This window comes from Collimonas sp. (genome assembly GCF_035566555.1).
GTDB lineage: Bacteria > Pseudomonadota > Gammaproteobacteria > Burkholderiales > Burkholderiaceae_D > Collimonas.
In genome coordinates this window covers 15,713-42,087 of the sequence record NZ_DATMRB010000203.1, presented here as the reverse complement: position 1 = coordinate 42,087, position 26,375 = coordinate 15,713, and the positions used below count along the sequence as shown (strand labels likewise).

20 protein-coding genes are annotated in these 26,375 nt (G+C 61.9%); 13 read left to right on the top strand and 7 right to left on the bottom strand.

Going from position 1 to position 26,375, the window contains the following annotated elements; all coding sequences use genetic code 11:
* A partial coding sequence (locus VNZ65_RS25230; RefSeq protein WP_325674043.1) for a Glu/Leu/Phe/Val dehydrogenase dimerization domain-containing protein occupies positions 1-610 on the bottom strand: 610 nt, incomplete at its 3' end.
* Positions 611-961: 351 nt separating this feature from the next.
* Here VNZ65_RS25230 and VNZ65_RS25410 point away from each other — a divergent pair.
* Together VNZ65_RS25410 and VNZ65_RS25220 are read left to right on the top strand one after the other, a co-directional pair.
* On the top strand, positions 962-1,264 hold the full coding sequence (locus VNZ65_RS25410) for a type II toxin-antitoxin system HigB family toxin (RefSeq protein ID WP_414649217.1): 303 nt from the start codon (positions 962-964) through the stop codon (positions 1,262-1,264).
* Entirely contained in the window at positions 1,261-1,686 is a 426-nt protein-coding gene (locus tag VNZ65_RS25220) for a helix-turn-helix domain-containing protein (protein WP_325674039.1), read from the top strand. The genes VNZ65_RS25410 and VNZ65_RS25220 overlap by 4 nt, the downstream gene beginning before the upstream one ends.
* Before the next feature lie 7 nt (positions 1,687-1,693).
* On the opposite strand, the gene VNZ65_RS25215 is transcribed toward VNZ65_RS25220, so the two are convergent.
* The 4 genes from VNZ65_RS25215 to VNZ65_RS25200 all read right to left on the bottom strand — a co-directional run bounded on the left by VNZ65_RS25215 (position 1,694) and on the right by VNZ65_RS25200 (position 7,074).
* Positions 1,694-2,944: a DEAD/DEAH box helicase gene (locus tag VNZ65_RS25215; protein ID WP_325674037.1), complete on the bottom strand. Its 1,251-nt coding sequence runs from the start codon at positions 2,942-2,944 to the stop codon at positions 1,694-1,696.
* A 144-nt stretch (positions 2,945-3,088) separates the two neighbouring features.
* Positions 3,089-5,560: a DEAD/DEAH box helicase gene (locus tag VNZ65_RS25210; RefSeq protein ID WP_325674035.1), complete on the bottom strand. Its 2,472-nt coding sequence runs from the start codon at positions 5,558-5,560 to the stop codon at positions 3,089-3,091.
* On the bottom strand, positions 5,557-6,318 hold the full coding sequence (locus tag VNZ65_RS25205) for a 2-keto-4-pentenoate hydratase (protein ID WP_325674033.1): 762 nt from the start codon (positions 6,316-6,318) through the stop codon (positions 5,557-5,559). Before VNZ65_RS25205 ends, VNZ65_RS25210 begins: the two co-directional genes overlap by 4 nt.
* A gap of 3 nt (positions 6,319-6,321) precedes the next feature.
* Complete coding sequence (locus tag VNZ65_RS25200) at positions 6,322-7,074, bottom strand: GNAT family N-acetyltransferase (RefSeq protein WP_325674031.1); 753 nt, start codon at positions 7,072-7,074, stop codon at positions 6,322-6,324.
* 275 nt (positions 7,075-7,349) lie between these two features.
* Here VNZ65_RS25200 and VNZ65_RS25195 point away from each other — a divergent pair, with 275 nt between their 5' ends.
* The 7 genes from VNZ65_RS25195 (at position 7,350) to VNZ65_RS25165 (ending at position 18,522) form a co-directional block, all read left to right on the top strand.
* A complete protein-coding gene (locus VNZ65_RS25195; RefSeq protein WP_325674029.1) occupies positions 7,350-9,446 on the top strand; it encodes a S9 family peptidase in 2,097 nt (698 codons plus the stop codon).
* A gap of 61 nt (positions 9,447-9,507) precedes the next feature.
* A complete protein-coding gene (locus tag VNZ65_RS25190) occupies positions 9,508-11,697 on the top strand; it encodes a prolyl oligopeptidase family serine peptidase (RefSeq protein ID WP_325674027.1) in 2,190 nt (729 codons plus the stop codon).
* 33 nt (positions 11,698-11,730) lie between these two features.
* On the top strand, positions 11,731-13,152 hold the full coding sequence (locus VNZ65_RS25185) for a DUF3404 domain-containing protein (protein ID WP_325674025.1): 1,422 nt from the start codon (positions 11,731-11,733) through the stop codon (positions 13,150-13,152).
* Positions 13,145-13,807 carry a response regulator transcription factor gene (locus VNZ65_RS25180; protein ID WP_325674023.1) on the top strand — a complete coding sequence of 221 codons (663 nt, stop codon included), beginning with the start codon at positions 13,145-13,147 and terminating at the stop codon, positions 13,805-13,807. Before VNZ65_RS25185 ends, VNZ65_RS25180 begins: the two co-directional genes overlap by 8 nt.
* Positions 13,804-14,643: a DUF2861 family protein gene (locus tag VNZ65_RS25175; RefSeq protein ID WP_325674021.1), complete on the top strand. Its 840-nt coding sequence runs from the start codon at positions 13,804-13,806 to the stop codon at positions 14,641-14,643. The genes VNZ65_RS25180 and VNZ65_RS25175 overlap by 4 nt, the downstream gene beginning before the upstream one ends.
* A 97-nt stretch (positions 14,644-14,740) precedes the next feature.
* The gene (locus VNZ65_RS25170) at positions 14,741-17,002 is read left to right on the top strand and encodes a glycoside hydrolase (protein WP_325674045.1); all 2,262 of its coding nucleotides are present in this window, start codon (positions 14,741-14,743) and stop codon (positions 17,000-17,002) included.
* Positions 17,003-17,250: 248 nt separating this feature from the next.
* On the top strand, positions 17,251-18,522 hold the full coding sequence (locus VNZ65_RS25165; protein WP_325674020.1) for an alkaline phosphatase family protein: 1,272 nt from the start codon (positions 17,251-17,253) through the stop codon (positions 18,520-18,522).
* Between the two features lie 19 nt (positions 18,523-18,541).
* On the opposite strand, the gene VNZ65_RS25160 is transcribed toward VNZ65_RS25165, so the two are convergent.
* Positions 18,542-19,564 (bottom strand): alpha/beta hydrolase, encoded by a 1,023-nt coding sequence (locus VNZ65_RS25160; protein ID WP_325674018.1) that lies wholly within the window; start codon positions 19,562-19,564, stop codon positions 18,542-18,544.
* A gap of 165 nt (positions 19,565-19,729) precedes the next feature.
* The gene (locus VNZ65_RS25155) at positions 19,730-20,779 is read right to left on the bottom strand and encodes an AraC family transcriptional regulator (RefSeq protein WP_325674016.1); all 1,050 of its coding nucleotides are present in this window, start codon (positions 20,777-20,779) and stop codon (positions 19,730-19,732) included.
* Between the two features lie 329 nt (positions 20,780-21,108).
* On the opposite strand from VNZ65_RS25155, the gene VNZ65_RS25150 reads away from it, so the two are divergent.
* The 4 genes from VNZ65_RS25150 to VNZ65_RS25135 are packed head-to-tail and all read left to right on the top strand — an operon-like array spanning position 21,109 to position 26,320.
* Positions 21,109-22,431, top strand: a complete 1,323-nt coding sequence (locus tag VNZ65_RS25150) for a D-arabinono-1,4-lactone oxidase (protein WP_325674014.1) — start codon at positions 21,109-21,111, stop codon at positions 22,429-22,431.
* 7 nt (positions 22,432-22,438) lie between these two features.
* Positions 22,439-23,644 carry a CynX/NimT family MFS transporter gene (locus VNZ65_RS25145; protein ID WP_325674013.1) on the top strand — a complete coding sequence of 402 codons (1,206 nt, stop codon included), beginning with the start codon at positions 22,439-22,441 and terminating at the stop codon, positions 23,642-23,644.
* Positions 23,644-24,933, top strand: a complete 1,290-nt coding sequence (locus VNZ65_RS25140) for a DSD1 family PLP-dependent enzyme (RefSeq protein ID WP_325674011.1) — start codon at positions 23,644-23,646, stop codon at positions 24,931-24,933. Before VNZ65_RS25145 ends, VNZ65_RS25140 begins: the two co-directional genes overlap by 1 nt.
* Positions 24,908-26,320, top strand: coding sequence for a coniferyl aldehyde dehydrogenase (locus VNZ65_RS25135; protein WP_414649216.1), 1,413 nt, complete (start codon positions 24,908-24,910; stop codon positions 26,318-26,320). The genes VNZ65_RS25140 and VNZ65_RS25135 overlap by 26 nt, the downstream gene beginning before the upstream one ends.
* Positions 26,321-26,375 lie beyond the last annotated feature (55 nt).

Below are 26,375 nucleotides of genomic sequence, written 5' to 3'. Positions count from 1 at the left end.
GGTCGATGTCGGTGACGATCAGCTTGGCGCCGGCTTCATGCAAACGGCGCGCATAGTCGTAGCCGACGTTGCCCAGGCCTTGCACGGCAACGGTCAGGCCCTGCAGCGAATCGCGGCCCAAGTAGTGCTTGACGGCCGCCTGCGCGCCGACGAAGCAGCCCAGCGCGGTGAACGGCGACGGATCGCCGCTGGCGCCCAGGCCTGCAACATATTTTGTCTTGGTGGCGATATGCGCCATGTCGGCCGGGCTGGTGCCGACGTCTTCCGCCGTGACGTAGCGGCCGCCCAGGCGTTCCAGGGCTTCGCCCATGGCTTCGAACAATGCTGGTGTCTTGGCAGTCTTGGGATTGCCGATGATGACGCTCTTGCCGCCGCCGATAGGCAGGCCGGCAACCGCGTTCTTGTATGTCATGCCGCGCGACAGGCGCAGGACGTCGTTGACGGCCACTGCTTCGCTGGCGTAGTCCCACATGCGGCAACCGCCCATGGCCGGGCCGAGGTTGGTGTTGTGGACTGCGATGATGCCTCTGAGGCCGGATTTTTCTTCGGAAACGAAGACCACTTGTTCGTGGTTGTCGAAATTCAATTCATTGAAAATGAAGGTACTCATGCTTTTGGCTCCGTACGGATAGCATTGGCGCGTCCGGGTAGGGCGGGCTATGGTTTTCCGTTGTTCTTTAGGGTTAAGGTCGGTATTACGGGTGCCTGCGGCAGGTTGGCGCCGGCAGACGGGTAAGGCCGTGATTGTGTCACGCAGGCGTGAGTGTAATTTATCGCTATGTGAAACTCAATTGAGTTCGTTGGACGGGGCTAAGATTGTACTCAAAATATTGCATAAATGATATTTCGATTGTGTAAAAGGTGCAGGATATGGCTGGGCTTCGCCTTGCGTCGTCCTACAAGAGCATTTTGATCAATCAATATTGCAAATTATAGCAATATGCTATAATTCAAACACTTCATGCATATCATCTCCAGGAAGTCGATTGAAGTTTTTTGCTTGAAGCACCCGTCGGCCAGGCCATCCTTGCTGGCGTGGTACAGATTGGTGAGCACATCCGGTTTTGCGAATTTTACGGAAATCAGGCAGGCGTTCAATGCGGCGGACTACGTTTGTCCGTTTACGATATTCGACATCGGCGGCAATAATTTCCGCGTGATCAGTGCGATTCATTACAACCGGCAAAAGTTGTATATCAGGGAAGTGCTTACCCATGCCGAATATGATCGCTGGAACAAGAATTTCAGGAGAAAGAGATTATGAATGCAGTCACCCTCGATGCCTCGGCCATTGCGCCTGTCTGGAAAACATTCCAGGATGCGCTGCCGGTAAGAATCGGCATCATCCGCGACGACGCACAATATGATCAGATGGTCGGTTTCATGAATGGCTTGCTGGATGTGGTGGGGGATGACGAAGAGCACGAGCTCATGGAATTTCTTGATCTGGTCAGTCAGCTGGTCAGCGACTATGAAAGTACGCGCTACGTCATGCCCGGCGCCAAGCCTCATGAGGTGCTGCGTTTCATCATGGAGCAGCATGGCTTGAAGCAGACTGACCTGGCCGCTGAAATCGGCGGCCAGTCCGTGGTCAGCGATATCCTCGGCGGCAAGCGCGAAATCAATGCGCGCCAGGCGCGTGCACTGGCCGCGCGCTTTGGGGTATCCCCCGCGGTTTTCCTATAAGCGCGAATTATTCGTTTTCACCGCGCGCAGCCGCTTCCCGCAGCTTGTCTTTCTTGCTCTTGCGCTTGCCTTTGATGCCACCGTTGGCGGCATCGGCCGGCGCTGGCGGTACCGTCGCCACATCGACCGGTTCAAAACCGGCAATCTGTTCGCGCTCGCATTCTAAATGATGGCGTTTTTCGATCAGGTGAAAGTGCGCCTCGGTATCGGCGCTGACGAAACTGATGGCGATGCCGCTCTTGCCGGCGCGGCCGGTGCGGCCGATGCGGTGGGTGTAGTCCACCGCCGAGCGCGGCAGGTCGTAGTTCAGCACCACCGGCAGCTGCGCGATGTCGATGCCGCGCGCGGCGACGTCGGTGGCGACCAGCACCTGCAGCTTGCTGGCCTTGAAATCGGCCAGCACCTCATCGCGCGCACCCTGGCTGAACTCGCCGTGGAAGGCGGCAGCCTTGATGCCGGCGCGCTGCAGTTTTTCGGCGATATGCTCCGCCGAATATTTGGTGGCGACGAACACCAGCACCCGTCCCCATTGGTTTTCTTTCAGCAGATGCCGCAGCAGCTGCGTGCGGCGGCCGGCGTCGACCATGATTGCGCGCTGTTCGATATCCGGCTGGTTCTGCGCCAGCGCCGGCACCGCAATGCGCACCGGCTGGTGCAGCATGCGGCCGGCCAGCGCATGTACCGCGGGCGGGAAGGTGGCCGAGAAAAACAGGCTTTGGCGCCGCGCCGGCAACAGCGCCAGGATGCGGCTGATTTCGTCGCTGAAGCCCATGTCCAGCAGGCGGTCGGCTTCGTCCAGCACCAGCGACGCCACATCCGACAGTTTCAAGGCGTTATGCTCGATCAGGTCGAGCAGGCGGCCCGGAGTCGCCACCACCAGGTCGGCGCCGCCGCGCAGGTCCATCATCTGCGGATTGATCGAGACGCCGCCGAACAAGGCGGCGATCTTCAGCGCTTGCGGACAGGCTTGCGCCAGCGTGCGGATGGAAGCCGCGGTTTGCTGCGCCAGTTCCCGGGTCGGCACCAGGATCAGCACGCGCAGCTTGCGCGGGGTGCTGGCGCCGTGCTGCAGGAATTGCAGCAGCGGCAGCGCAAACGCGGCGGTCTTGCCGGAACCGGTCTGCGCTGCCGCCAGGACATCGGCGCCGCCCAATATTGCCGGAATGGCGGCGACCTGAACCGGAGTTGGCGTGGCATACCCGCGCTCGGCAACGGCGTGCAGGATGACAGGGGACAGGCCCAGAGAGGAAAATGACATGGCAACGGGCCGTAAAGCGTGTAGGGTCGTCATCTTACCATTTGCGCCAAACGAACAATCCACCGCATTTAATTGGGGTCAGAGTCGAATTATTGCAATTTATTTAACTCTGACCCTAATTAAATTAAGGGGTGGCTGTCGGGTTCAGGGCAGCGGCGCCAGCAACAGCTGCAGATCCTCGCTGCTGAATTTGGTTGCCAGTGCGGTATCGCTGCCCAAAACGCCTTCCGCCAGCGCGCTCTTGCGCGCCTGCAGATCGATGATGCGTTCTTCGATGCTGCCTTCCACCACGATCTTGTACACAAACACGGTCTGTTCCTGACCGATGCGGTGGGCTCGCGCTGTGGCTTGTTCCTGCACTGCAGGATTCCACCAGGGATCCATGTGGATCACGGTATCGGCGGCCGTCAGGTTGAGGCCGACGCCGCCGGCCTTCAGGCTGATCAGCAGCAGCGGTACGGTCTTGCTCTGGAATTCCGCCACCAGCGCGCCGCGCTGCGCCGGCGGCGTCTTGCCGGTCAGGGCCAGCCAGGGCAGTTGCAGCTGATCGAGTTCGACGGCGATCAGGTCCAGCATTTCAGTGAATTGCGAAAACACCAGGATGCGGCGGCCTTCCGCCACCAGCGCCGGCAACATGTCGCGCAGCAGTTCCAGCTTGGCGCGCCCCATGTCCGGCGCATGCTGCATGTGTTTCAACAGGAAGGGATCGCAGCACACCTGCCGCAGCTTGAGCAGCGCATCAAGGATGGTGATCTGGCCGCCGGCAAAGCCCTTGCGCTTGAGCACGCCGCGTATCTGTTCGTCGGCCGCCACGCGCACACTTTCGTAGAGATCGCGCTGCGGTCCCTGCAATTGCACGCGCTTGACGGTTTCGCTGAGCGGCGGCAGTTCGCTCGCGACTTCATCCTTGCGCCGGCGCAGGATGAAGGGCCGCACTCGCTGCGCCAGCAATTGCGCGCGCGCGGTCTGGCCGCCGATTTCGATCGGCTTGCGCCACAGGCGCATGAAACTGCGCATGTCGCCGAGAAAGCCGGGCATCAGGAAATCGAACTGGGTCCACAATTCGCCCAGGTGGTTTTCCAGCGGCGTGCCGGTGATGCACAGGCGGTGCCGCGCACGCAGGCGGCGCACGGCGCCTGCGCTGCGGGCGGTAGCATTCTTGACGGTTTGCGCTTCGTCCAGGATCAGCAGATGGAAGGCTTGCGTTTCCAGCGCCGCGCGGTCGCGCCACAGCAGCGGATAGGTGGTGAGGACCAGATCGTATTCGGCCATGCGGGAAAAATCGCGCTGGCGCTCGGGGCCTTGCAGGGCCAGCACGCGCAAATCGGGTGCCATGCGCCGCGCTTCCGCCTGCCAGTTGAAGATCAGCGAGGTCGGCAGTACCGCCAGCGCCGGCAGGTCGAGACGGCCGGCCTGTTTTTCAATCAGCAGATGGGCCAGCGCCTGCGCGGTTTTTCCCAGTCCCATGTCGTCGGCCAGGATGCCGGCCAGATTCTGCGCGCGCAGGTATTGCAGCCAGGCGACGCCGTGCAGCTGATAGGGACGCAGGGTGACGCCCAGTCCCGCCGGCGCTGCCACCGGCTGCGGCGTGCCGGCGCCGCGCAGCCGCTGCGCCAGCACGCGCAAGCCGGCATCGCCCTGCAGCTGCCAGCCGCCGTGGACGCCGGCGCGCTGTGCCTGCGTGTCGAGCAGGCTCTGGCGCATGGCCTCCAGCCTGTAGGCGTCCCAGGATGAGAGCAGCAGCGGGCCTTCCTTGCGCAGCGGATCGCTCAGCAATTCCAGCATGCTGCCGACGATCGCCTTGAGCGGCGCCGCCAGCGCATCTATCCGTTTGCCGCCGGGTGCGCGCAATGTGATCAGGGCGTGGTCGTCGATCAGGGCCATCTTGGCGGCGTCCAGCCAGCGGCCGTCGCGTTGCAGCAGATGCGCCAGCAGCGGCGCCAGGTCGATCATCTCGCCGTCGATTTCGATGCCCAGGGTCAGCAGCCAGGAACCTTCGCCGGCCGGCAGGCCGAGGGCGGTCACGGTTTGTTCGCGGCCGCGCATGCGGGCGGCGACCTCCTTGCTCAGGATTTCGCCGGTGGCGGGGCTGATCGTGAGATGCCAGGCGTCGACCGGCACGCTCTCGTGGGCAAAGCCGGGCAGCACCACGATGGACCAGCCTTTAGCCTGCAGGTCGGGCAGCTGCTCGGCCCAGAAATCGCCAAAGAAATCTTCCTGCACCAGCGTCCACAGCGAAGCCAGTTGTGTGGCGGCCGCTTGCTCGGCCTGCTCGTTGCGCCACTGCAGGGTGTCGCTTGGCAGCGGATACAAGCCCAGGTCCCAGACCAGATCGAGTGCATCGGCTTCGGCGCCGAGATCGCGCACCAGCAGGCGCTGGCCCTTGTCGTTTTCAACGGTCTGCGACGATGCCGGGCGACGGTTCAGCAGCGTAGTGGGCGCTGCGGTTTCCCAGTAGAAGCCGTCGTCGGTGGCATAGGTCCAGGTGATTTGCGCCACAGTGACATTCGGACCGCGCGGTCCGAACGGGCCGGAAGGGCGCATGCCCAGCAAGCCGTCGCCGCGGCCCAGGGTTTGCAAGCTCAGGCGTGGACGGAAGCGGCCGGCAACGCTCATCGCGCCGCGAAGGATAGCTGCAACCGGCCTAATTCGCCGTACTGGATGGCGATTTCCTGCGCTATCGGCAGGTCGAAACTGCCAGCGTACGAGCCGGTAATCACGGCCTGGCCTGCCAGCAAGCCTTGGCCGCGGCTGCGCAAGAATTCGGCCAGCCAGTACAGCGGCGCGCGCGGATCGACGGCAGGATGGCGGCCTTGCAGCAGCCTGACATCTTCTGCGCCGGCGCGGACGCTGAGCGCCAGTTCGCCGGCATTGCGCGACTGTTCCATATCTGCCCGCGGGCCGAGATACAGCCCCTGGTTGAGCAAGCCGTCCGCCAGGTTTTCAAAAAAATCCGCCTGGGCCGGATCACGGTAGCGGCTGTCTATCAGTTCCAGCGCCAGGTGCGTGCCGGCGATGGCGGCGTCGACCTCGGCTGGCTGGTAGGGAGTGGCGCGCGGCGGCAGGTCGCGCGCGAGGACAAAGGCCAGTTCCGGTTCGACCCGCACCTGGCCCTCGCGCGCCCATGCCAGGCAGGAGCTGCCGCGCTGGACGCTGGCGGTGTAGATAGGCGCCAGCACCGGCCGTCCCTCCGATGGCAAACCGCATTTCCAGGCGGCGACGGCTTCGCCCAGCTGCCGCGTCACGCCTGCCTGTATTGTCAGCGCGGTATCGGCATCCTGCGGCCGCAAGTTCGGCGGCAAGCGCTCGCCAGGCTGGCCGCTGCGGCGGCGTTCGGCCAGGATGGCAGCGGCAAGGGAAGATGGAGACGTCATGGTTTAAGGCCGGACCCAGTAATGATATTGATATTGCGTCGTAAACCCGAGCTTGCGATAGAGCGAGACCGCGGCATGGTTACTCTCATGCACCTGCAGATAGGCGCTGCTTGCGCCTTGCGCCTGGCCCCAGTGCAGCAACGCCGTCAGCAGTCTGGTGGCAGCGCCGCCGCGGCGTGCCGCCGGCGCCACCACGATGTCGAACAGGCCGACCATGCCGTTTTCCGCCACTGCCAGACCGTAGGCGACTGCCTGGCCTGCGACCGTTAATGTGGCGAACGCGGTCGGCATTGTGATCGCGGCGAGAATGCGCTCGTGGGCCGGCCGGGCAAGCGCCGACAAGTCGTTCGCCTGCGCAAATCCCTCACTCCAGTCCGCGCTCGCAGTCGCCTCTATCAGCACGTCATGCGCCGGCCAGTCTCCTGCCGCTAGCGGTGCAGTCATGACCTGGGTCGGATCGATCATCTGATAACCGGCCTGTGCAAGCAGCTGTCCGGCGTCCGCCGGCGCCAGCGGCGTGATGCGGAAGATCGGCGCCAGCTGGTGGCGCGTATAGAAATTTTCGACGACGGCCAGGGTTTCCGCGAACGCCACGCTTGGGCGCAAAGGATTGGCAGAGTTGGCGCGCTTGGTGTAACCCTCAGCCAGGCGCAGCTGCCAGCCGCCGCTGAGGGCCGTTTTGAGCGCCGGCCAGGCATTCAGGGCGCGTTCTTCGAGTGAGCGGACAAGCTCCAGGTCTGGCGGCGAAATAGTCATCTGGCTGGGCGGCGTAAATTGATGGAAAACTATTTTACCTGCCCCGGCCGGCACGGTCGAATCGCCTGCCGCCAGGCCGCGCTTGCCGCGATATGTTGCTGTGGATATTGTTTTTTCGGGCGATTGCAGGTAACTTAGCAATATGCAACAGAGTTGCATATGATATTCGGAATGCGCGCCTACCTGGACGCGCCGTCTGTCCACACAAGGATCTGTACACTATGTTCTTTCTTCGGCAACGCGCCCCTACCCTGGGCGCTTTTATATTGACTCTGATGACCACCGCTTCCACTCTCGCCGCATCCTCTCCGACACCGCCGGTCGCCGCCAAGCAAGCCTGGCAGGAAAGCCGCCATGGCGAAATCGTCACCGACGACTACCACTGGCTGCGTGAAAAGACCAATCCCAAGGTGATCGCCTACCTGAAGGCCGAGAATGCCTATACCCAGGCCATGACCAAGGACCTGGCGCCGCTGGAGAAGACCCTGTACGGCGAAATGAAGGGCCGCATGAAGGAGACTGACCTCTCGGTGCCGACCCGGCGCGGCAAGTTCTACTACTACAGCCGCACCGAGGCCGGCCAGCAGTATCCGATCATTTGCCGCCGCCTGGCCAAGACAGATGCTGATTTTTCCTACGATGCCGAGGCGCCGGAAGAAGTGCTGCTGGATGAAAACCAGCTGGCCAAAGGCAAGAAGTTTTTCCAGGTCGAGAGCTTCGCCATCAGTCTCGACCATCGCTACCTGGCCTACTCGACCGATACCACCGGCTACCGCCAGTACCAGCTGCACGTCAAGGACCTGAGCAGCGGCAAGCTGCTGGCCGATAGCGTCGAACGCGTCACCAGCGTGGCCTGGGCAGCCGACAACCAGACCCTGTTCATGGTGCAGGAAGACGCCACCACCAAGCGCTCCGACCTGCTGCTGCGCCTCAAGCTGGGCAGCAAGCCGGCCGAGGTCTATCGCGAAACCAACGAGCAGTTCAATATCGGCGTCGGCAATACCAGCGACCGCAAGTTCATCGAACTCGAGGCGCAAAGCACCGACACCACCGAAGTCAGCCTGCTGGCGGCAGACCAGCCGCAAGGCAGTTTCCGCTCGGTGCTGGGACGTGAAAGCGGCCATCGCTACCATGTCGATCACCGCGACGGCGAGTTGTTCATCCTGACCAACAAGGACGCCAAGAATTTCCGCCTGGTGACGGCGCCGCTGGCGACGCCCGACCAGGCGCATTGGAAAGAGCTGATCGCGCACGATCCCAATGTCTTGCTGGAAGGTATAGAACTGTTCCGCGATTTCCTGGTGGTCAGCGAGAAATCCGATGCCCAGGAACGTTCACGCATCTATGACTTCGCCAGCCGCAGCTGGAAAACCGTGCAGTTCGATGAGGCGGTGTATACCTCCCATGCGGGCGGCACGCCGGAATTCACCTCCAGCCAGTACCGCCTGATGTACCAGTCGCCGGTGACGCCGCCGACCGTGTTTGACGTCGACATGGCGAGCGGCAAGCGGCAGCTGCTGAAGCAGCAGGAAGTGCCCGGCTACAATCCGGCGTTGTATGAAACCAAGAGGCTGTGGGCCACCGCGCGCGATGGCGTCAAGGTACCGCTCTGGACCGTCGCCAGGAAAGACGTCAAGCTGGACGGCTCGGCGCCCTTGCTGCTGTATGCCTACGGTTCCTACGGCATCCCGGCCGAGGCGACCTTTTCCAACAGCCGCGTGAGCCTGCTGGATCGCGGCGTGGTGTTTGCCGAAGCGCATATCCGCGGCGGCAACGACATGGGCGAGCATTGGCATGACGACGGCATGCTGATGAACAAGAAGAATACCTTCAACGATTTCGTCGACAGCGCCGAATACCTGGTCCAGCAAGGCTGGACCAGCCCGCAGCGCCTGATCATCGAGGGTGGCAGCGCCGGCGGCCTGCTGATGGGCGCGGTCACCAACATGCGTCCGGACCTGTTCCATGCGGTGCATGCGGCAGTGCCTTTCGTCGACGTCATGAACACCATGATGGACGCCAGCCTGCCGCTGACTACCGGCGAGTACCTGGAGTGGGGCAATCCCAACGAGAAAACCGCCTACGACTACATGCGCAGCTACTCGCCCTACGACAATATCGCGCGCAAGGATTATCCGGCGATGCTGGTCACCACCGGCCTCAACGATAGCCAGGTGATGTACTGGGAACCGGCCAAGTACACCGCCAAGCTGCGCGCGCTGAAGACCGATCACAACACCCTGCTGCTGAAAGTGAACATGGGCGCCGGCCACGGCGGCGCCTCGGGACGTTATGACGCCATCAAGGAGAGATCCTTCGAGATGGCGTGGATGTTGTCGCAATGGGGCATCACCCCGTCCGGCAAGAAATAGGCGTTTTTTACAAGAAGAAGCTTCATTTGACTAATTTTCACTAACTCACGCAGGAATTTTCATGTCATTGCATACATTGCTTAAGCGGCCATTCAAACTCCCCTTGCTGCTCGCCGTCGCGGTCCTGGCTGCGCCAGTCGCCGCGCATGCCGTCACTGCCGCGCCGGTGCAGGACGTCAGCGACGTCTTGCACGGCGTCACGGTAAAGGATCCGTACCGCTATTTTGAAAACGTCAAAGATTCCAAGGTCCAGTCCTGGCTGAAAGAGCAGGGCGACAGCGCCCGCAAGGAACTCGACCGCATCGGCCTGCGCAGCCTGCTGGAGCAGCGCATCGCCGAGATTTCGGCGGCCACCGGCGACGATATCCGCGGCATTACGCGCATGGCCGGCGATCACATCTACTATCTGAAGCGCGGCCGCGGCGAAAAGCAGTTCAAGCTGATGACGCGCGACGGCCTGCAGGGTGCGGAGCGGGTGCTGGTCGACCCTGAGCAGGAAGCCAAGCGCACCGGCGTGCCGCATGCGATCAATTACTTCGTGCCGGCCTGGGACGGCAAGCATGTGGCCTACGGCGTCTCCGCCGGCGGCTCGGAAGACGCGTCGCTGTACATTCTCGATGTGGAAACAGGGAAGACGGTGGGCGAGCCGATTCCACGCGTGCACGAAGCCTTGATCGGCTGGCTGCCGGACAGCAAGTCGCTGACCTACAACCAGCTCAAGCCGCTGAAGGCGGGCGACGCCGATTCCGAGACCTATCTCGACAGCAAGGTGATGTGGCTGAAAGTCGGCGATGCGGCAGCGCAAGCCAAGCCGGTGTTCGGTCCGACCGTCACCACCGATCTTGGCCTGGCCCGGCTCGACGTCGGCGCCATCATGTTCAATCCGGGCAGCCGCTGGATGATAGCGCGCACCACCGACACCACCCTGCCTGAGGGCTACCTGTTCGTCGCCGATGTCGCCGACCTCAGCAAGCCGGCGGTAAGCTGGAAGAAAATCTCCAGCTTCGACGACAAGATCACCGACGTCGACTTGAAGGGCAACGATCTTTACCTGCTGACGCACGCCGGCGCGCCGCGCAACCGCGTGCTCAAGCTGGACCTGCGCCACCCCGAGCTGAAACTGGCGCGCGAAGTCGCCGCCGCACCGGCCGATGCCGTGCTGGAAAAATTTTCGCTGACGCGCGACGCTCTGATCGCGGAAATCCGCGAAGGCACCTCGATCGTGCTGCGCCGCTATGCCGCCGGCGACGTCAAGGGCCAGAGCATTCCGGCGCCATTCAAGGGCGCCGCCAGCCTGCAGAACGATCCGGCCCATGCCTACAGCGATGTGCTGTATACCCTGAACGGCTGGACCGAACTGCCGCGCACCTTGCTGTTGAAGGGCAAGGTTTCCAGCGATCCAGGCTTGCGCGTCAATCCGCCCATGCCTAGCCTGCCGCAAGTAGAAGTAGTCGACGTCAAGGTGCCCAGCTACGACGGCACCATGGTGCCGATGACCCTGCTGTACAAGAAAGGGCTGAAGCGCGACGGCAACAATCCGACTCTGCTGGACGGCTATGCCGCCTACGGCTTTTCGCAAACCGCCTACTTCTCGCCGGCCAGCATGGCCTGGATCGAACGCGGCGGCGTGCTGGCGTATGCCAATGTGCGCGGCAGCGGCGTCTATGGAGACGACTGGTACCGGGCCGGCTTCAAAGCCACCAAGCCGAACACCTGGAAGGATGGCGTAGCCTGCGCCAAGTACCTGATCGCCGAAGGCTACGCCACGCCCAAGACACTGGGCGTGATGGGCACCAGCGCCGGCGGCATCTTTGTCGGCCGCACCGTGACCACCGCACCTGAGCTGTTTGCGGCCGCTATTTTCAATGTTGGTATCATGGACACCGTGCGCGCCGAAGACAGCGCCAACGGCATCACCAATATTTCAGAATTCGGCAGTGCCAAGAATCCGCAGGAATTCCCGGCCTTGCTGGAGATGAGCACCTACCATAACATCAAGGACAACACTGCTTATCCTGCTGTCATGCTGGTGCATGGAATGAACGATCCGCGCGTCGATGTCTGGCACAGCGCCAAGACCGCGGCCCGGCTGCAGGCAGCCACCAGCAGCGGCAAGCCGATCCTGCTGCGGCTCGACATGCAGGCCGGCCACGGCATCGGCAGCACGGCCACGCAGCGCTACGCGCTGTCGGCCGACATCTACAGTTTCCTGTTGTGGCAGATGGGAAAGGCGAAACAGAACGATAGCTGATGCAAGCTATCGCTGATGAAGGAAACTTGAGTAGTGGAATGTAAACGTTTCGTGAGCTTCATCTGGCGCTGCCGGCAATATGCTGTTTTTCTGCTGGCGGCGCTGTTGTCTCTACCCGTTCTTGCTACCCCCGAGGAAGCACTGGAGCATTTTTCCACGTTACTGGAGCGCACCGACGCCAGTGGCCAGCTGGCATTCATGGAGCTGCAGCAACTGAATGTGGCGCTGATCCAGCCGGCTTCGATGTATCCCGCCTTTGGCCGCCTGCCGCTGCCAGTCTTGTCCCAGATCTACCGCTTTCGCCGGCAATGCAGCGGCACGCTGGAAGGCGCGTCGGCGGCCACCCGCGAATTCGAACAAGCGCTGTGCGACCGCACGATCCTGCCGCCGGCCTGGTTCGCCAGCCACGCGCCTATCCATCCGCTGGGCGGCAGCTACGCCTGGCATTACCTGACGCGCCATCCGGATGCGTCAGCTGCCTTGCAACCCTACCTGCACGTGCGCGAGCGCCTCGACGCCTTTGCCGGCCTCGGCCGCCTGTCTGACGATAACCTGGATGCGATGGTCGGTGGCCAGCGCTGGCTGCTGCAGCGCAATGTGCTGTGGTGGGAACATGATCAGGTGTGGCGCCGCTACGATGCGAAAATCTGGCAACCGCTGGCGCGCCAGGCCGACCTGCAGTTGCAGCCGGCGGGCGAGCGTTGCGATCTGGCGCTGGGGAATATCTGCGCCAACAGCATTTCCGCGGTCGACAAGTGGTGGACCTGGATCTTGGCGGCGGCCGCCTTGCTGATCGTGATCGCGCCTGGCAACATGTGGTGGCAGCGCCGCCGGCGACGCAAGCGCGAGCAATTCATCCTGCAGATGCTGACCCACGAATTGCGTACGCCGATCGCCAACCTGGGCAATATCGTGGAAGCATTCCGCCATGATTTCGACGCCCTGCCCGAGCGTGCGCAAACCGGTTTCGGCCGCCTTGCCGACGGCGTGCAGCGCATGCGCCAGCTGGCCGACGCCAGCCGCCATTATCTGAATGCCGACGGTGAACACGAGCTGCTGGAGCAAGTCACCACGGTACAGCTGAGCGAATGGCTGCACGCCGTTGCTGAACGCCATCAAGGCTTGCAGTTTTGCCTGCGCCAGGACCGTCAGCTTGCGTTGCCGTTGTACTGGATCGACCTGTGCCTAGACAATGTGCTGAACAATGCCTATCGTTACGGCGTCGCGCCGGTGCGTCTCAGCGTCCGTTGGCGCAGAGGCTGGCTGCGGCTGACGGTGAGCGACGGCGGCGCCCTGGCGGCGTATCGCCTGGCGCACATGCGGCGCACCGATCTGTCCGGCCCCGGCATGGGACTGGGCCTGGTCATCGTGCGCCGGGTGATGAAGCGGCTGAAAGGAAAAATCCGCTTGAGCGGACCCCCGACCACATTTACCTTGGAGCTGCCGTGTGAGTGACAAACCTAACGCATCGATTTTACTGATTGAAGACGATCTGGAACTGGGCGCCGGCTTGCAGCAGTTTCTGCAGCAGGAAGGTTTTGCCTGCATCTGGCAAAGCGCCGCCAGCGCCGTAGCCGCCAGCTGGCGCCAGGCCGACCTGGTGATCCTGGACCGTCAACTGGCCGACGGCGACAGCCTGCGTTTCCTGCCGCAATGGCTGGCGCAGAAAGCGTTGCCGGTGATTGTCCTGACTGCGCGGGTGGCGGTCAGCGATCGGGTGGCGGGTCTGGAAGCCGGCGCCCGCGACTACCTCAGCAAACCGTTTTCCCATGTAGAACTGCTGGCGCGCATCCGGGCCCAGCTGCGGCCGCTGGGCGAAGGCCAGATGGAATCCGGCGCCTTGCAACTGTTTCCGGCGCGCCATGCGGTGCTGTGGCAGCAACAGGAAGTCACTCTCACCAGCACGGAATTCGCGTTGCTGGCGATCCTGCTGCGCATGGCTGGCCGGGTCTTCACCCGCGATGAATTACTGAATCAGGTCTGGGGCTATCAACATTTTCCCTCTACCCGCACGGTCGACACCCATATCCTGCAGTTGCGCCAGAAACTGCCGGGCGTGCCGATCGAAACCGTGCGTGGTGTCGGCTATCGGCTGGGGCTGCCGCAGTGAGGATCACTGGCCGCCTGCTGGCGCACGGTCTGCTGCTATGGTGCTGCGGCAGCGGCGTCGCGCGTGCCGAATTGCCGGATACGCTGCTGGAGCCGGCCTACCATGCGCTGTTCAGCGGCAATGCCGCCGCCACCTGGCAGCAGCTGATCGCAGTCTGGCCAAGACTGGGCAGCGATGCTCAGCGCACGGCCTGGCAGACGGCGCTGAACGCACTGGTCTCGCGCCAATGCGGCAACGATATCCCGCTGGCGGTGCCGGCCTGGCTGGACAGTCCGAAGCTGGAGCTGATCCAGCGCGACATACCGCTCAACCGCATTTACCGTATTTCTTTGAACGGTAAAACCAGCCGCCGCGATTTGCGCGTGTCGCTGCAGATGCCAAATGGCGAAAAACTGTTGTCAGAGGCGCTGGCAAGCTATGAAGCAGGCAACGAGTTCAACCTGGAAAGCCGGGAAATGGGGGAGCCGCTTCGCCCCGGCGTTTATCAGCTGACTTTCCGTTCCGGCGGCGAAACCTGGAGCCAGCCGATTGCCCTGCAAGGCAGCGCCGCGCTGAATTGGATAGGCCGCGAAAGCGGCCAGATCAAGGTGCGGCTGCCGCAGCATACGATTGCCTGCCCCCAGCCCTGGGTGGAGCAAATGCTGCTGCATCGCCCCGATTATTCCATGGTCTGGTGGCATCGCGCCGAAAAGCCAGAGCAGCTGCATTGGCCGGCAAGAAACGATGCCGCCTCTCTGTGGACCGATGTTTCCGTCAATCGCGCCGAAGCGCGCGGTGGCCTCACCATACGGCAGATACATCGGCTTGGCGGCCCCTTGCTGGAGGTGGACAATTGAATCGGCCGCTGGCGCGGCATATGCTGACATTCCTCTGACAATCAAATCTTGTAATGCGGGAATACTGAATTCCTTCGCTTAACCTGATTTGACCGTGATGAAAAATACCTCGATATGTCAGCGCCTGTTATTCGGTGCTGCGTTGGCGCTCGCCGCTTGTGCAGTGCAGGCCGCGAACTTCACCCTGCTGCAGAATGCGCGCTGGCAGGTGGCGCTGGATCCCGCCACGCTGGAACTCCGCGCCACACCGGCCAAAGGTCCGAGCGTGCCACTCTCTAGCGGTGTTGAGCAGCATCGGGTTTCCCACTTGATCAGCACGGCCGATTCGGCCAGCTGGGAATGGGATGACGGCGCTTACCGGATCGCGGCGGAGCTGGACGAGCGCGACCTGAAACTGACCATCCGCGCACGTGCTGCCGGCGAACTGACGCTGCTCAGGCAGCCTGCCGCAGCGATTGGCCGCGGCTTGATCTTGCCGCTGGCGGAAGGCCATTATATTGCGCGCGACAGCAAAGTCTGGCGCGATTTCCTGGTGCGGGAAATGAGCAAGGTCGATACCACGCAAGATCTCGGCCTGCCGCTGTGGGGGCTGGATCACGGTGATTTTTCGCTACACTGGCTGCTTACCAATCCCTACAATAACCGGCTCGATTTCAGCGCCGCCGGAAGCGGGCTGGAACTCAAGCTCAGCCATGAATTCACTTCCCTGGCGCCGGCGACGCCAATGACGCTGACGCTGCACCTGGGCGACGCTGACCTGCTGGCCGGCGCCAAACGGTATCGTGCGTGGCTGATGGCGACCGGGAAATTCGAATCGCTGGCAGGCAAAATCGCAAAAAGCCCGGGCGCCGCGCGCCTGGTCGGCGCGTCCCATGCCTACCTGTGGGGCAGTGGCTTGATCGCCGCCAAGGATATCCGGGACTGGGACAAGTTCCTGGCGGTTTTACAAGGCGACAGCGAGCTCGCACGCAGTCTGCGCAAACAGTTCGACAGTGAAAGCGACAAGGCATTGCGCCAAGCGGCATCAACCCTGGGCGCCTATCAGAAGCTGGTCCTGGTGCGGGCTTTCAACGCCGCGCTCAACGGCGTTGCCCGTGCAGCATGGCAAACCGATGCGCCGGATGTCGAACGCCTGGCCAATCGCTATGGCGAGCTGCGGCTGGAAGTGGCCGGCGTCTTCGCCGCTGCCCTGGAAGCGGATGCAGCAAACTGGGGCGGAGGTGTTTCCATCGCCACCATGGCGCAGCTACGCAAAGCCGGGCTGACGCGCTACTGGATCGGCCTGGGCGAAGGCTGGGAAGGCGGCCTCTGGCATCCGGAGGCGATTGCCGTCGGCATCAAGGCCGGCTATCTGCTGGCGCCCTACGATTCCTATGAAACGGCGCTGGCGCGCGGCGACAACCCGGACTGGGCCACCGCCCACCTGGGAGAAAAAGCCTTTCGCGAGTGCGCTATCGTGCGCAAGGACGGAACGCTGAAATCCGGCTTTAATCAATCGGGCCGCTATACCAATCCCGTCTGCATGCGGCCTTTGCTGGAAGCGCGGGTCAAGGCTGTGCAGGCGAAAGCCGGCTTCAACAGCTGGTTTCTGGACGTGACCGCAGCCGGCATGCTGTTCGATGACTACCGCCAGACGGCGCCGATGACCATGGCAAGGAACGCTCTGGCCAACGCCGCCAGTACACGCTGGATTTCGGAAAGCCGGCAGATGCCCAGCGGTTCCGAAGACGGTAACGGCGTGACCGCGCAAGGCATCTTCTTTGCCCATGGCATGCAGACGCCGGTGATGGCCTGGGGCGACAGGGAGATGTACAAAGACAAGAAGTCTGCCTACTACCTGGGCAATTATTTTCCGCCTGAGGAACCCAGCAATATGTTCAAGGCAGTTCCCTTGAAAGCGCGGTACCGCAGCATCTATTTCGATCCTGCGGCACGCCTGCCTTTGTACCAGGCGGTCTTTCACGACTCAGTCATCACCACCCATCACTGGAGTTTCGATAACCTCAAGCTGAGCAATGTCGGGCGCGAAAACGAGCTGACGCAGCTGCTCTATAACGTGCCGCCGCTGTTTCATCTGAGCGCAGGCACCCTGGCTGCGCGTTTGCCGTACATGCGGCGCCAGGATGAATTCTTCCGTCCCTTGCATGAAAGACTGGCCTACCAGGCCTTGACCGGATTCCGCTGGCTCTCTGCCGATCGGCAGCTGCAGGAAACCCGCTTTGCAGACGGCACCAGGCTGACAGCAAATTTTTCCGGCAAGCCGCAAGTTTTCAACGGCCAGCGCTTTGCGCCGTATAGCGTGACAGCCAAAACACCCGATAGCAAAACGGTGGTTTTCACCAGCATGCTTGAACACTAATAGATCCTCCACCGGGCGTCCTCGAAGGCGCACCGCCGGTGCCCGCTGTATCCGGTCCAAACCTTGGGCCCGCCTATCGCTAACGAAGGGATTGCTTGAGCGTCGTTGAGCGGATAGTGGTTGCATAATTTTGTCATCATTACGTCATGCGCAAGTCATGCCGGTGAAATATTCGAGCACAACAATGTGGACTTTTTAACAATGAAAATATCTTGATGATATCGAGGCATTTTCATATTGGAGGAAGCATGCTTACAGTAAACAGCCGTGGGAAAGCCCTGGTCTCGGCCATATTGGGGGCAGCATTGCTGAGTGGTTGCGGCGGCGAGGAAACCGACGTTGAACCGCCGCCACCCGTGGTCGACTACAGCAAACGCAAAGCGCTGGTGATCGGCGTGGACGGTATGCAATATGAAAAACTGCAGGAAGCCGTTGCCGCCGGACAGGCGCCGAACCTCGCCAAGTTTTACCTCGCCAAGACCTACAGCGGAGGCATTGCCGGCAGCGTCACGGAACAAGCCACTTCCAGCGGCGCGAGCTGGACTACCATCCTGACCGGGGTTTGGGCAAACCGGCACAAGGTCGCCAATAACGACGACAAGCTGCGCAGCCAGGCCGACAGCGTATTCAAACTGATCAAGGATGCCGATGCGCGGCGCCGCACCGCCAGTATCGTCAGCTGGAACACCATCAACAATAATTTTGCCCGCGATATCGACTTGCGGTACATCAGCCATGCCGAGAAATGCAGCGAAGACGATCAATGCGTGGCCGACAAGGTCAGCGGCCTGCTGCGTTTCGGCGATGTCGATTTTGTGTTTGCGCATTTTGACGACGTCGATAACGTCGGTCACTCTGTCGGCTTTACGCCCGCCTACCAGGCTGCGATCCAAAGCGCCGATTCCAGGATCGGGCAAGTGCTGACGGCGCTTGAACTGCGCCGGCAGACGCATCCCGATGAAGACTGGCTCATCATGGTAACGACGGACCATGGCCGCAGTCTGCCGGGCGGCTTCGGCCATGGCGGCCAGACCCTGAGCGAAAAAACCACCTTCATCGCCATCAACAAGGAAGCCAATGCACAGCTCAGTTTACCGTTCAAGGACCCGGCGGACATGGCTTTCGATGGTTTGTACGGCAATGCCACGCAGGCCGATATCGTGCCGACCGTGCTGGCGCATCTTGGCGTCAAGCCGGATGCTGCCAGTTACCGTATCGACGGCGTGCCGTTGCTGGGCGAGCCGAGCGTGCGGCAACTGACAGCCAAGGCCGACGGCGAGGCGCACAGCGTCACGCTGCAATGGCGCAATTCAGGCCAGTCTTCCGGCAAGCCGTTGATGATTTATCGCGACGGCAGGCAGATCGCACAGCTGGACGATGCCGCCATTACTTATGTCGATCAGGGCCTGGCAGTTCCGGATGGCATTTCCGAGCCCAACTACAGCGTCGTGCTTGACCAGGTGCCGGCGGCCTACCTGGCGCGCATCAATGTTGAAAAGCCACTGCAGGATAATCCGTAAAGCGAATCCGCAAAGCGGCTCAGTGCGTCGCGAGCCAGGCCAGCAGGGCTTTGTGGAATTCGGCCGGCTGTTCCATCTGCGGCGCATGGCCGAGGCCGGCGAATTCTACCAGCGTGGCTTGCGGGATCTGCTTGGCGGCTTGCTTGCCCAGTACGTTGTAGTGGCCTATTTTTGCCTTTACCGCCGCCGGCGCGGCATCGCTGCCGATGGCGGTGGTGTCGGCGTCGCCGATCAGCAGCAGGGTGGGCATGCTGAGATCCTTGAATTCATAGACCACCGGCTGGGTAAAGATCATGTCGTAGATCAGCGCCGAGTTCCACGCCACCAGCGCATGGCCCGGACCCTGGTTGAGTCCCGCCAGCATGGTCACCCAGCGTTCGTATTCCGGTTTCCAGCGGCCGACATAATAGGTGCTCTGTTCGTACTTGCGCAGGCCGTCGGCGTTCAGCTTCAATTCGCGCTGGTACCACTGGTCGACCGTGCGGTAAGGCACGCCCAGCGCCTTCCAGTCTTCCAGGCCGATCGGATTGACCATCACCAGCTGCGCCGTCTGCTCCGGATACAGCAGGGCGTAGCGGGTGGCCAGCATACCGCCGGTGGAATGGCCGACGATGGTCGCCTTGCGGATGCCCAGCTGTTCCAGCAAGGCGTGGGTATTGATGGCGAGCTGCTGGAAAGAATACTGGTAATGCTCGGGTTTGCTGGAAGTGCAGAAACCGATCTGGTCCGGCGCCACCACCCGGTAGCCTGCTGTGCTCAGTGCCTTGATGGTCTGTTCCCAGGTAGCGCCGCAAAAATTCTTGCCGTGCATCAGAACCACGGTGCGGCCGTTGGCGGCGCCGGTTGCGGCGACATCCATATACCCCATCTGCAACTGCTTGCCTTGCGATTCGAAGGCGTAATGCTTTAGTTCGTAGGGATAGTCGAAACCCTGCAGCTCCGGGCCATAAGCGGGTGCGGCGGGCGGCGTCTGTGCGACAGCCGCGGATAATGTGGCGCTCAGCAATAAACCGCTGAGCAGGCGAGGCAAGGAATGCGGCATGCGGTAATCCTCCGGGAAAGAAGCGCCTATCTTACCCCCGGATTTCCATCGGTGCCGCGCCGCTCCAGTGTTTGAGTACGCACCGGAACTTTCCTACGATCTTAAAGGTGATGTCGGCAGCCGCTGCGGCCGCCGAGAATGCCGAACCCGCAAGCTGCCTGGACTTTACTGGTAGTTTGAAGCGCTGTGATTACTCCGGTAGTCGCCCGGGGTTTCGCCGGTCCATGCCTTGAAGGCGCGGCGGAAACTTCTGACATCGGTGAAGCCGAGCTGTTCCGCAATTTCACTCTGGGTCAATTGCCGGGTCTCGAGCAGGTTGCGGGCGCGGCGTTCCTGCATCTGTGCGCGTATCTGCTGGAACGACATGCCGCACTGGTCGAGGTGGCGGCGTAATGTCCGTTCCGTCAGGTTGAGGGTGCCGGCGATTTCCGCCATGTTGGGTGGCGAGGCCCAGTTGCGGCGGAACGCGCTTTCGACCGATTCGATCAGGTCCGGCGTGTCGGGGTCGCGCATTGCCATGCGCTGCAAGTGTTCAAGCGCCTGGCGCTGCGCCAGCGGGTTGTGGGTGACCAGTGGGACTTCGAACAGGGAGGCATCGACCACGATGCAATTGCGCGGCGCCGAGAATTGCATGGGGCAATTGAACAGCTGCCGGTAGTGCGCGGCATAGGGCGGCGCCGGATACTGGAATTCCATGCGCAGCAACAGTGTGCGCGTACCCAGCATGGCTTGCCCTATGTTCATGAGATGGGCGGTGACTTCTTCCACCAGGAAAGCGGTGATCGCGTTATCGCCCGGGTTACGGAAGACGGCTGTGCATTCCTGCTCTGTCGCGGTGAAGTCGATGTCGACCATGGTGCCGCCTTCCTTGTGGTACTTCAGGCAATGCGCAATGGCCTCGCCGAATGTGGCGGAAGTCATCATCGCAAAGCCAACCATGCCCAGGGAACTGACGGTCTGCTTGCCGCCGACCAGCAGGCCGAGCGGCAATGCCGGCAAAAGACTGATGGCGTGGGCGATCATGCCGCTGGTCTGGCGGTGCGACAGCCGGAAGGAGGGATCTTCCAGATCGCTCACGGCCAGTCCGAAACGGGCCAGCATGCGGGCCGGCGCTATGCCGTTTTCGGAAAGGACCTGTGTCAGGGCCAGGGCGATGTTTGGAGTTATGGATGCCTTGTCCTCACTCGTTACGCCATTGCCTTTGCTGTAGCGCATGCGCCGACTCCTCGTCTCAATTGCACGGAAATTCTGAGGATGACGTTTTCGGACCGTTCATTTTGGCCGGATATGTTCCCATATTTGCTGTAGCGGTCCTGTCATCACCAGTACTGAGTACATATAATTATTTCGAATATGTTACATCAAAAAAAAGCCCGCATGAGACTGGCCGGAAGCGAAATTGACATATGCGCGGCGAGCGGTTTTGCGATGCCGAAGAAACAATAAATAAGCAATAAATCGATATCCGTTGCCGTTTCCATAAGTGCGGCGACAGGCATCCAGCCGAAAGTAGTTCAGCTGCAATCTCTATACAGGAGCGTGGTTTGGATCAAGCAATTTTGGTGCCTCAAGAACGGCGGACAGACTGGCGCAACTGGTCCGGCTCGGTGCAGTTTTCACCGGCACAGTATTCCGCCCCGGCTTCGATGGAAGAATTGAAAGCGGTAGCGCGCACTACCGTCGCCTCGGGCCAGTCCTTGCGCGTGGTGGGCAGCGGCCATTCCTTCGTGCCGCTGGTAGAGACCGGCGGCACCCTGCTTTCGCTACGCAACATGAGCGGCGTTACTTCGATCGAAGCGGGAGTGGCCGAGGTCTGGGCCGGCACCGATCTTAAAACCCTGGGCGAGCAGCTGAGTGCAAGCGGCTACGCCATGCTGAATCTGGGCGACATCAACAAGCAGTCCTTGGCCGGCGCGGTCGGCACCGGAACCCATGGCACCGGGATCGGGCTCGGATCCATCTCGACGCAAGTGCGGGCAATGACGCTGGTGATGCCGGACGGCGAAGCGGTGGAATGTTCGCCGGCGCAGGAACCTGAGCTGTTCGCCGCGGCGCGGGTGGCGATGGGCAGCCTGGGCATCATGGCGAAAATCAAGATCGACGTCGTGCCTGCCTACCGGCTCGAGTTGGTCAAGCAAACCATGGACCTGGATGCCTGTCTTGACAACACACCTGCGCTGGCGCAAAACAATCGTCATTTCGAATTTTACTGGTTTCCGCACACCCGCAAGACCGTGGCCAAGCTGATGAATCAGACCGACGCGCATGTGTCCAACCAGGGTTTGACCAGCGCGATGGAAATGGCGCTTGAAAACGGCGTCTTCGGCCTGTTGTCGCGCCTGGTCAGGGCCAAGCCGGCGCGTGCGCCGGGGGTTGCACGGCTGATCGGCAAGCTGGTCGGCGACAAGGCGCCGGTAATGGTGGCCGATTGCCATCGCGCTTTTGCCACCGAACGCCTGGTGCGTTTCAATGAGATGGAATACGAGCTGCCTGCCGAACGCGGACCGGAAGCGCTGCGCGAACTGGTCGCCTATATCGAAAAAAACAAGGTGCTGGTACATTTCCCCGTCGAGTACCGCTACGTCAAGGGCGACGACATCTGGCTGTCGCCATTTTATGGCCGCGATTCCGCATCGATTTCGGTGCACCAGTATGTGGGCATGGAGCATGATGCGTATTTCCGCGCGGCCGAAGCCATTTTCCTCAACCATGGCGGCCGTCCGCACTGGGGAAAAATGCACAACCTCGGCGCCAGCCAGCTGGCTGGCCTTTATCCGCGCTGGGAGGATTTCATGGCGCTGCGCCGCAGGATCGATCCTGCCGGCGTCTTCCTCAACCCGCTGCTGAAACGTTATTTTGGAGGCTAGGGAAAATATGGACGGCGTGCAAATTTCACCGTGGCGGCGCTGGGGAGTCCTGGCCATATTTTGCGCCGCGCTGATCATGACCCAGGTGTTCTGGTACGATTTTGCGCCGATACTGACCTTTGTCTCGGACCACTACGGCGTCAGCGAATTGTCCGCCAGCCTGCTGATCCTGGTGTTTCCCGTGATGAGCATCCTGGTGTCGGCGCTGGCCGGCGGCCTGATCGACAGGCGCGGCTACCGTCTCTCCCTGCTGATAGGCACCGGTGTGATGGCTGCCTGCAGCCTGCTGCGCGTGATCGACAATTTCTGGCTGCTGTTGCTGGCGCAAACCGGCATTGCGGCCGCCATTCCATTCATCGTCACGCCGATTACCGTGCTGGCCTCGGACTGGTTCGATGCACGCGACGAAGCCAAGATCACGGGCATCTGCGCGATCGCCATCTTTGCCGGCCTGGCGCTGGCCATGACGGTTTCGCCCGCGCTGTTCGCCGCCTTCCGCCTGGCCGGCTCGATGGCGATCCACGCCGCTGCCGCCTTCCTGCTTTTCCTGCTGACCTGCCTGTTTGTCCGACAACGGCAATACGTCGCACCGGCCGCGCGGACGAAGAATCACGCGGCGCTTAAGGTCAGAGGCAATATTGCATTGCTGGTGATCCTGGTCGCCAGTTTCCTGATCCAAGGCTGCTTCAACGCCGCCACCACCTGGCTGGAGGCGGTCTGGAGCGCACGCGGTTTCGGCATCGACGACGCCGGTTTTGCCATGGCTGCGGTAGTGGCAGGGGGGATCGTCGGCGCCATGGTGATTCCCGCGCTGGCCGCCAGGTCTGCCAGCGTGCTTGGCATGATCACGGCTTGCCTGCTGCCTTCGGTGTTGCTGCTGTATCCCTTGTTCGCTGCCGGCAGCGTCGCCTGGGGCATCGCCTGCGGTGCGCTGCTCGGCTTTTTCTGGCTGCCGCTGCTTCCCTTGTCGCTGACCGTGATCGACGAAGCCGTGCCAAAGGCGCATGCCGGCATGGCGGCCGGACTGTTCTGGACAGTCGGCAATGCCGGCGTGCTGGCAATGACAGTGCTGTTCGAACGCGTCAAGAACATCCTCGGCTGGCAACAGGCGGTGATCATGCTGATCATGTGCATGCTTGCGGTACTGTGCGTGCTGCTGCGTTTTGCTCCGGCGATGCGACGTCATCTGTTCACCGTTTCAAGGGGAGCCTGATGGCAGGATTCATTTGGCCCAAAGACAGCGGTGCGCCGTACGATCCCTATTTTGCAGCGATCAATGCTGAACTGCGCAAGCACGGCCCGGCGCACCCGTGCCTGCTGATCGACCTGGACCGCCTGGACCACAACCTCGCCTTGGTCCGGCACGCGATGGGACCAGGCAGGTCGTTGCGGATCGTCGCCAAATCGCTGCCTTCGCTATCCCTGCTCGACTATGTCATGAAGGCCGCCGGCAGTAATCGCCTGATGGCTTTCCATCAACCCTTCCTGAGCGAAGAGGCAAAGCGTTTCCCGCAGGCGGACATCCTGCTCGGCAAGCCGATGCCGCTGCGCGCCGCCGCCGCATTCTACGATCAGCTGCGCGGCAGCTTCGATCCGGCCAGGCAGTTGCAATGGCTGATCGATACGCCGCAACGCCTGGCCCAGTATCTCGCGCTGGCGCAAGGACGCGGCCTGCGCATGCGCATCAATATCGAACTGGACGTTGGCTTGCACCGCGGCGGCGTGGCGCAGGAGCAGGTGCTGCTGAGCATGCTGGACATGATCGAACGCAATCCGGCGCAGCTGGCGTTCGGCGGCTTCATGGGCTATGAGCCGCACGTGGCCAAGCTGCCGCGCATCTTCGGCACGCCGGCCCAGCTGCACGACAAGGTGATGCAGCGCTACCAGGCGCTCAAGGATATCGCCGCCAGCGCGTATCCCAGCCTGCTGGAGTCGGACCTTACCCTGAATGCCGGCGGCAGCATGTCGTACCGGCTCTACGAAAAGCAATCGTTGATCAACGATGTATCGGTGGGTTCCGCTCTGGTCAAGCCCGCCGATTTCGATCTCGGCCTGCTGGCCGGCCATCAGCCGGCCATGTTCATCGCCACCCCCGTGCTGAAAAAACTGGACGGCACCACGATTCCGGGAAGCGACTGGATCGGCAAGCTCGGCGCCTGGTGGAATCCGAACCGGCGCCGCACCTACTTCCTGTACGGCGGCCATTGGCTGGCGCGCTACGAATCGCCGCGCGGCTTGCTTGAGCACCCGATGATGGGCTACAGCACCAACCAGCAGTTCGTCAACGGCTCGGCGGCGACGGCGCTGGCGCCGGACGATTATGTCTTCCTGCGGCCGACCCAGAGCGAAGCCGTGATGCTGCAGTTCGGCGCCCTGGTCATCCTGCGCCAGGGCAGGATTGTCGATTACTGGCCGGTGCTGGGATCGTCCGATCCGGGGCCGCGTGCGGATAGCGATGCTTCGGTCAAGGCCATCAATGCTGAGATTGCCAGCCATGCTTGAACTACAACCGATTTTCGATGCAATGTACACTGCCAGCCGGCAATTTCCGGCGCCGGACTGGGCGCTCCGGGCAGATCGTCTGCAACGCTTGCGGGCGCTGGTGATGGATAACCGCGACGCATTCGCCAAGGCGATTTCCGCGGATTTCAGCAACCGTCCCAGCCAGGAAACGGAACTGGCCGAGGTGTTTCCCTCAGTCGAGGGTATCGCCCACGCACTGCGCCACGGCAAGCGCTGGATGCGCGTGCACAAGCGCGCCACCGGCTTCTGGTTCAAGCCGGCGTCATCGACCCTGGTGCCGCAGCCGCTGGGCGTGGTGGGCATCGTGGCGCCGTGGAATTATCCGCTGATGCTGGCGGTCGGCCCGTTGACGGCGGCGCTGGCGGCGGGCAATCGCGTCATGCTCAAGCAATCGGAATATACGCCGCGTTTTGCCGACCTGTTCGCACGCCTGATCGCCGCCAGTTTCACGGCCGACGAGATTGCCGTGGTCAACGGCGATGCCGAAGTCGCGCGCGCATTCTCGACCCTGCCGTTCGATCACTTGCTGTTCACCGGCTCCACCGCGGTCGGCCGCCAGGTGATGCGCGCCGCCAGCGAACACCTGACGCCGGTGACGCTGGAACTGGGCGGGAAATCGCCAGCCATCATCGGGCCCGAAGCCGATTTCGACAAGGCGGTGGAACGCATCCTGGTCGGCAAGCTGCTCAACGCTGGGCAAACCTGCATTGCCCCGGATTATGTGCTGCTGCCGCAAGACCAGTTACAGCGTTTCGCCGATACCGCCCGGCGCATCTTTGCAAAGTTGTATCCGGACCTGGCAAGCAATCCGGACTACACCAGTATCGTCAGTCCGCGTCATTTCGAGCGCCTGCAGGCGCTGACCGATGAAGCGGGCCAGCTCGGCGCGCAGGTGCTGCCGCTGTCGGACACGGCACCGGATGCGGCCTCGCGCCGCCTGCCCCCGGTGCTGCTGAGCGGCGTCAACGACGACATGCGCGTCATGCAGGAAGAGATTTTCGGCCCGCTCTTGCCGCTGCTGCCGTATGGCTCGCTCGAGCAGGCCATCGCATATGTGAATGCGCATCCGCGCCCGCTGGCCTTGTATCTGTTCGAGAAGAAGCGCGCAAACATCGACCAGGTGATGCGCGATACCGTGAGCGGCGGCGTTTCCATCAACGACACCTTGCTGCATATTGCGCAGGACGATCTGCCTTTCGGCGGTGTCGGCGCCAGCGGCATGGGGGCCTATCACGGCGAGCACGGTTTCCAGGCGCTGTCGAAGATGAAACCGGTTTTCCGGCAGTCGGCGCTCAATGGCATGTCTTTGTTCAAGCCGCCCTATGGAAAGACCTTCCGGATCATGATGAAATTGCTGCTGCGCTGACCCTGCTGCTGCTTGAAATGCGTTGCGCATGTTGAACAAGAATAGTTGATTATTT

What these genes read in the sequence shown, in the direction of transcription:
- VNZ65_RS25170 (WP_325674045.1), top strand. Translation starts at nt 14,741, where the DNA reads ATGAAAAATACCTCGATATGTCAGCGCCTGTTATTCGGTGCTGCGTTG.
- VNZ65_RS25190 (WP_325674027.1), top strand. Translation starts at nt 9,508, where the DNA reads ATGTCATTGCATACATTGCTTAAGCGGCCATTCAAACTCCCCTTGCTG.
- VNZ65_RS25200 (WP_325674031.1), bottom strand. Translation starts at nt 7,074, where the DNA reads ATGACTATTTCGCCGCCAGACCTGGAGCTTGTCCGCTCACTCGAAGAA.
- VNZ65_RS25205 (WP_325674033.1), bottom strand. Translation starts at nt 6,318, where the DNA reads ATGACGTCTCCATCTTCCCTTGCCGCTGCCATCCTGGCCGAACGCCGC.
- VNZ65_RS25155 (WP_325674016.1), bottom strand. Translation starts at nt 20,779, where the DNA reads ATGCGCTACAGCAAAGGCAATGGCGTAACGAGTGAGGACAAGGCATCC.
- VNZ65_RS25145 (WP_325674013.1), top strand. Translation starts at nt 22,439, where the DNA reads ATGGACGGCGTGCAAATTTCACCGTGGCGGCGCTGGGGAGTCCTGGCC.
- VNZ65_RS25410 (WP_414649217.1), top strand. Translation starts at nt 962, where the DNA reads ATGCATATCATCTCCAGGAAGTCGATTGAAGTTTTTTGCTTGAAGCAC.
- VNZ65_RS25160 (WP_325674018.1), bottom strand. Translation starts at nt 19,564, where the DNA reads ATGCCGCATTCCTTGCCTCGCCTGCTCAGCGGTTTATTGCTGAGCGCC.
- VNZ65_RS25195 (WP_325674029.1), top strand. Translation starts at nt 7,350, where the DNA reads ATGACCACCGCTTCCACTCTCGCCGCATCCTCTCCGACACCGCCGGTC.
- VNZ65_RS25215 (WP_325674037.1), bottom strand. Translation starts at nt 2,944, where the DNA reads ATGTCATTTTCCTCTCTGGGCCTGTCCCCTGTCATCCTGCACGCCGTT.
- VNZ65_RS25210 (WP_325674035.1), bottom strand. Translation starts at nt 5,560, where the DNA reads ATGAGCGTTGCCGGCCGCTTCCGTCCACGCCTGAGCTTGCAAACCCTG.
- VNZ65_RS25140 (WP_325674011.1), top strand. Translation starts at nt 23,644, where the DNA reads ATGGCAGGATTCATTTGGCCCAAAGACAGCGGTGCGCCGTACGATCCC.
- VNZ65_RS25165 (WP_325674020.1), top strand. Translation starts at nt 17,251, where the DNA reads ATGCTTACAGTAAACAGCCGTGGGAAAGCCCTGGTCTCGGCCATATTG.
- VNZ65_RS25220 (WP_325674039.1), top strand. Translation starts at nt 1,261, where the DNA reads ATGAATGCAGTCACCCTCGATGCCTCGGCCATTGCGCCTGTCTGGAAA.
- VNZ65_RS25135 (WP_414649216.1), top strand. Translation starts at nt 24,908, where the DNA reads ATGCTGAGATTGCCAGCCATGCTTGAACTACAACCGATTTTCGATGCA.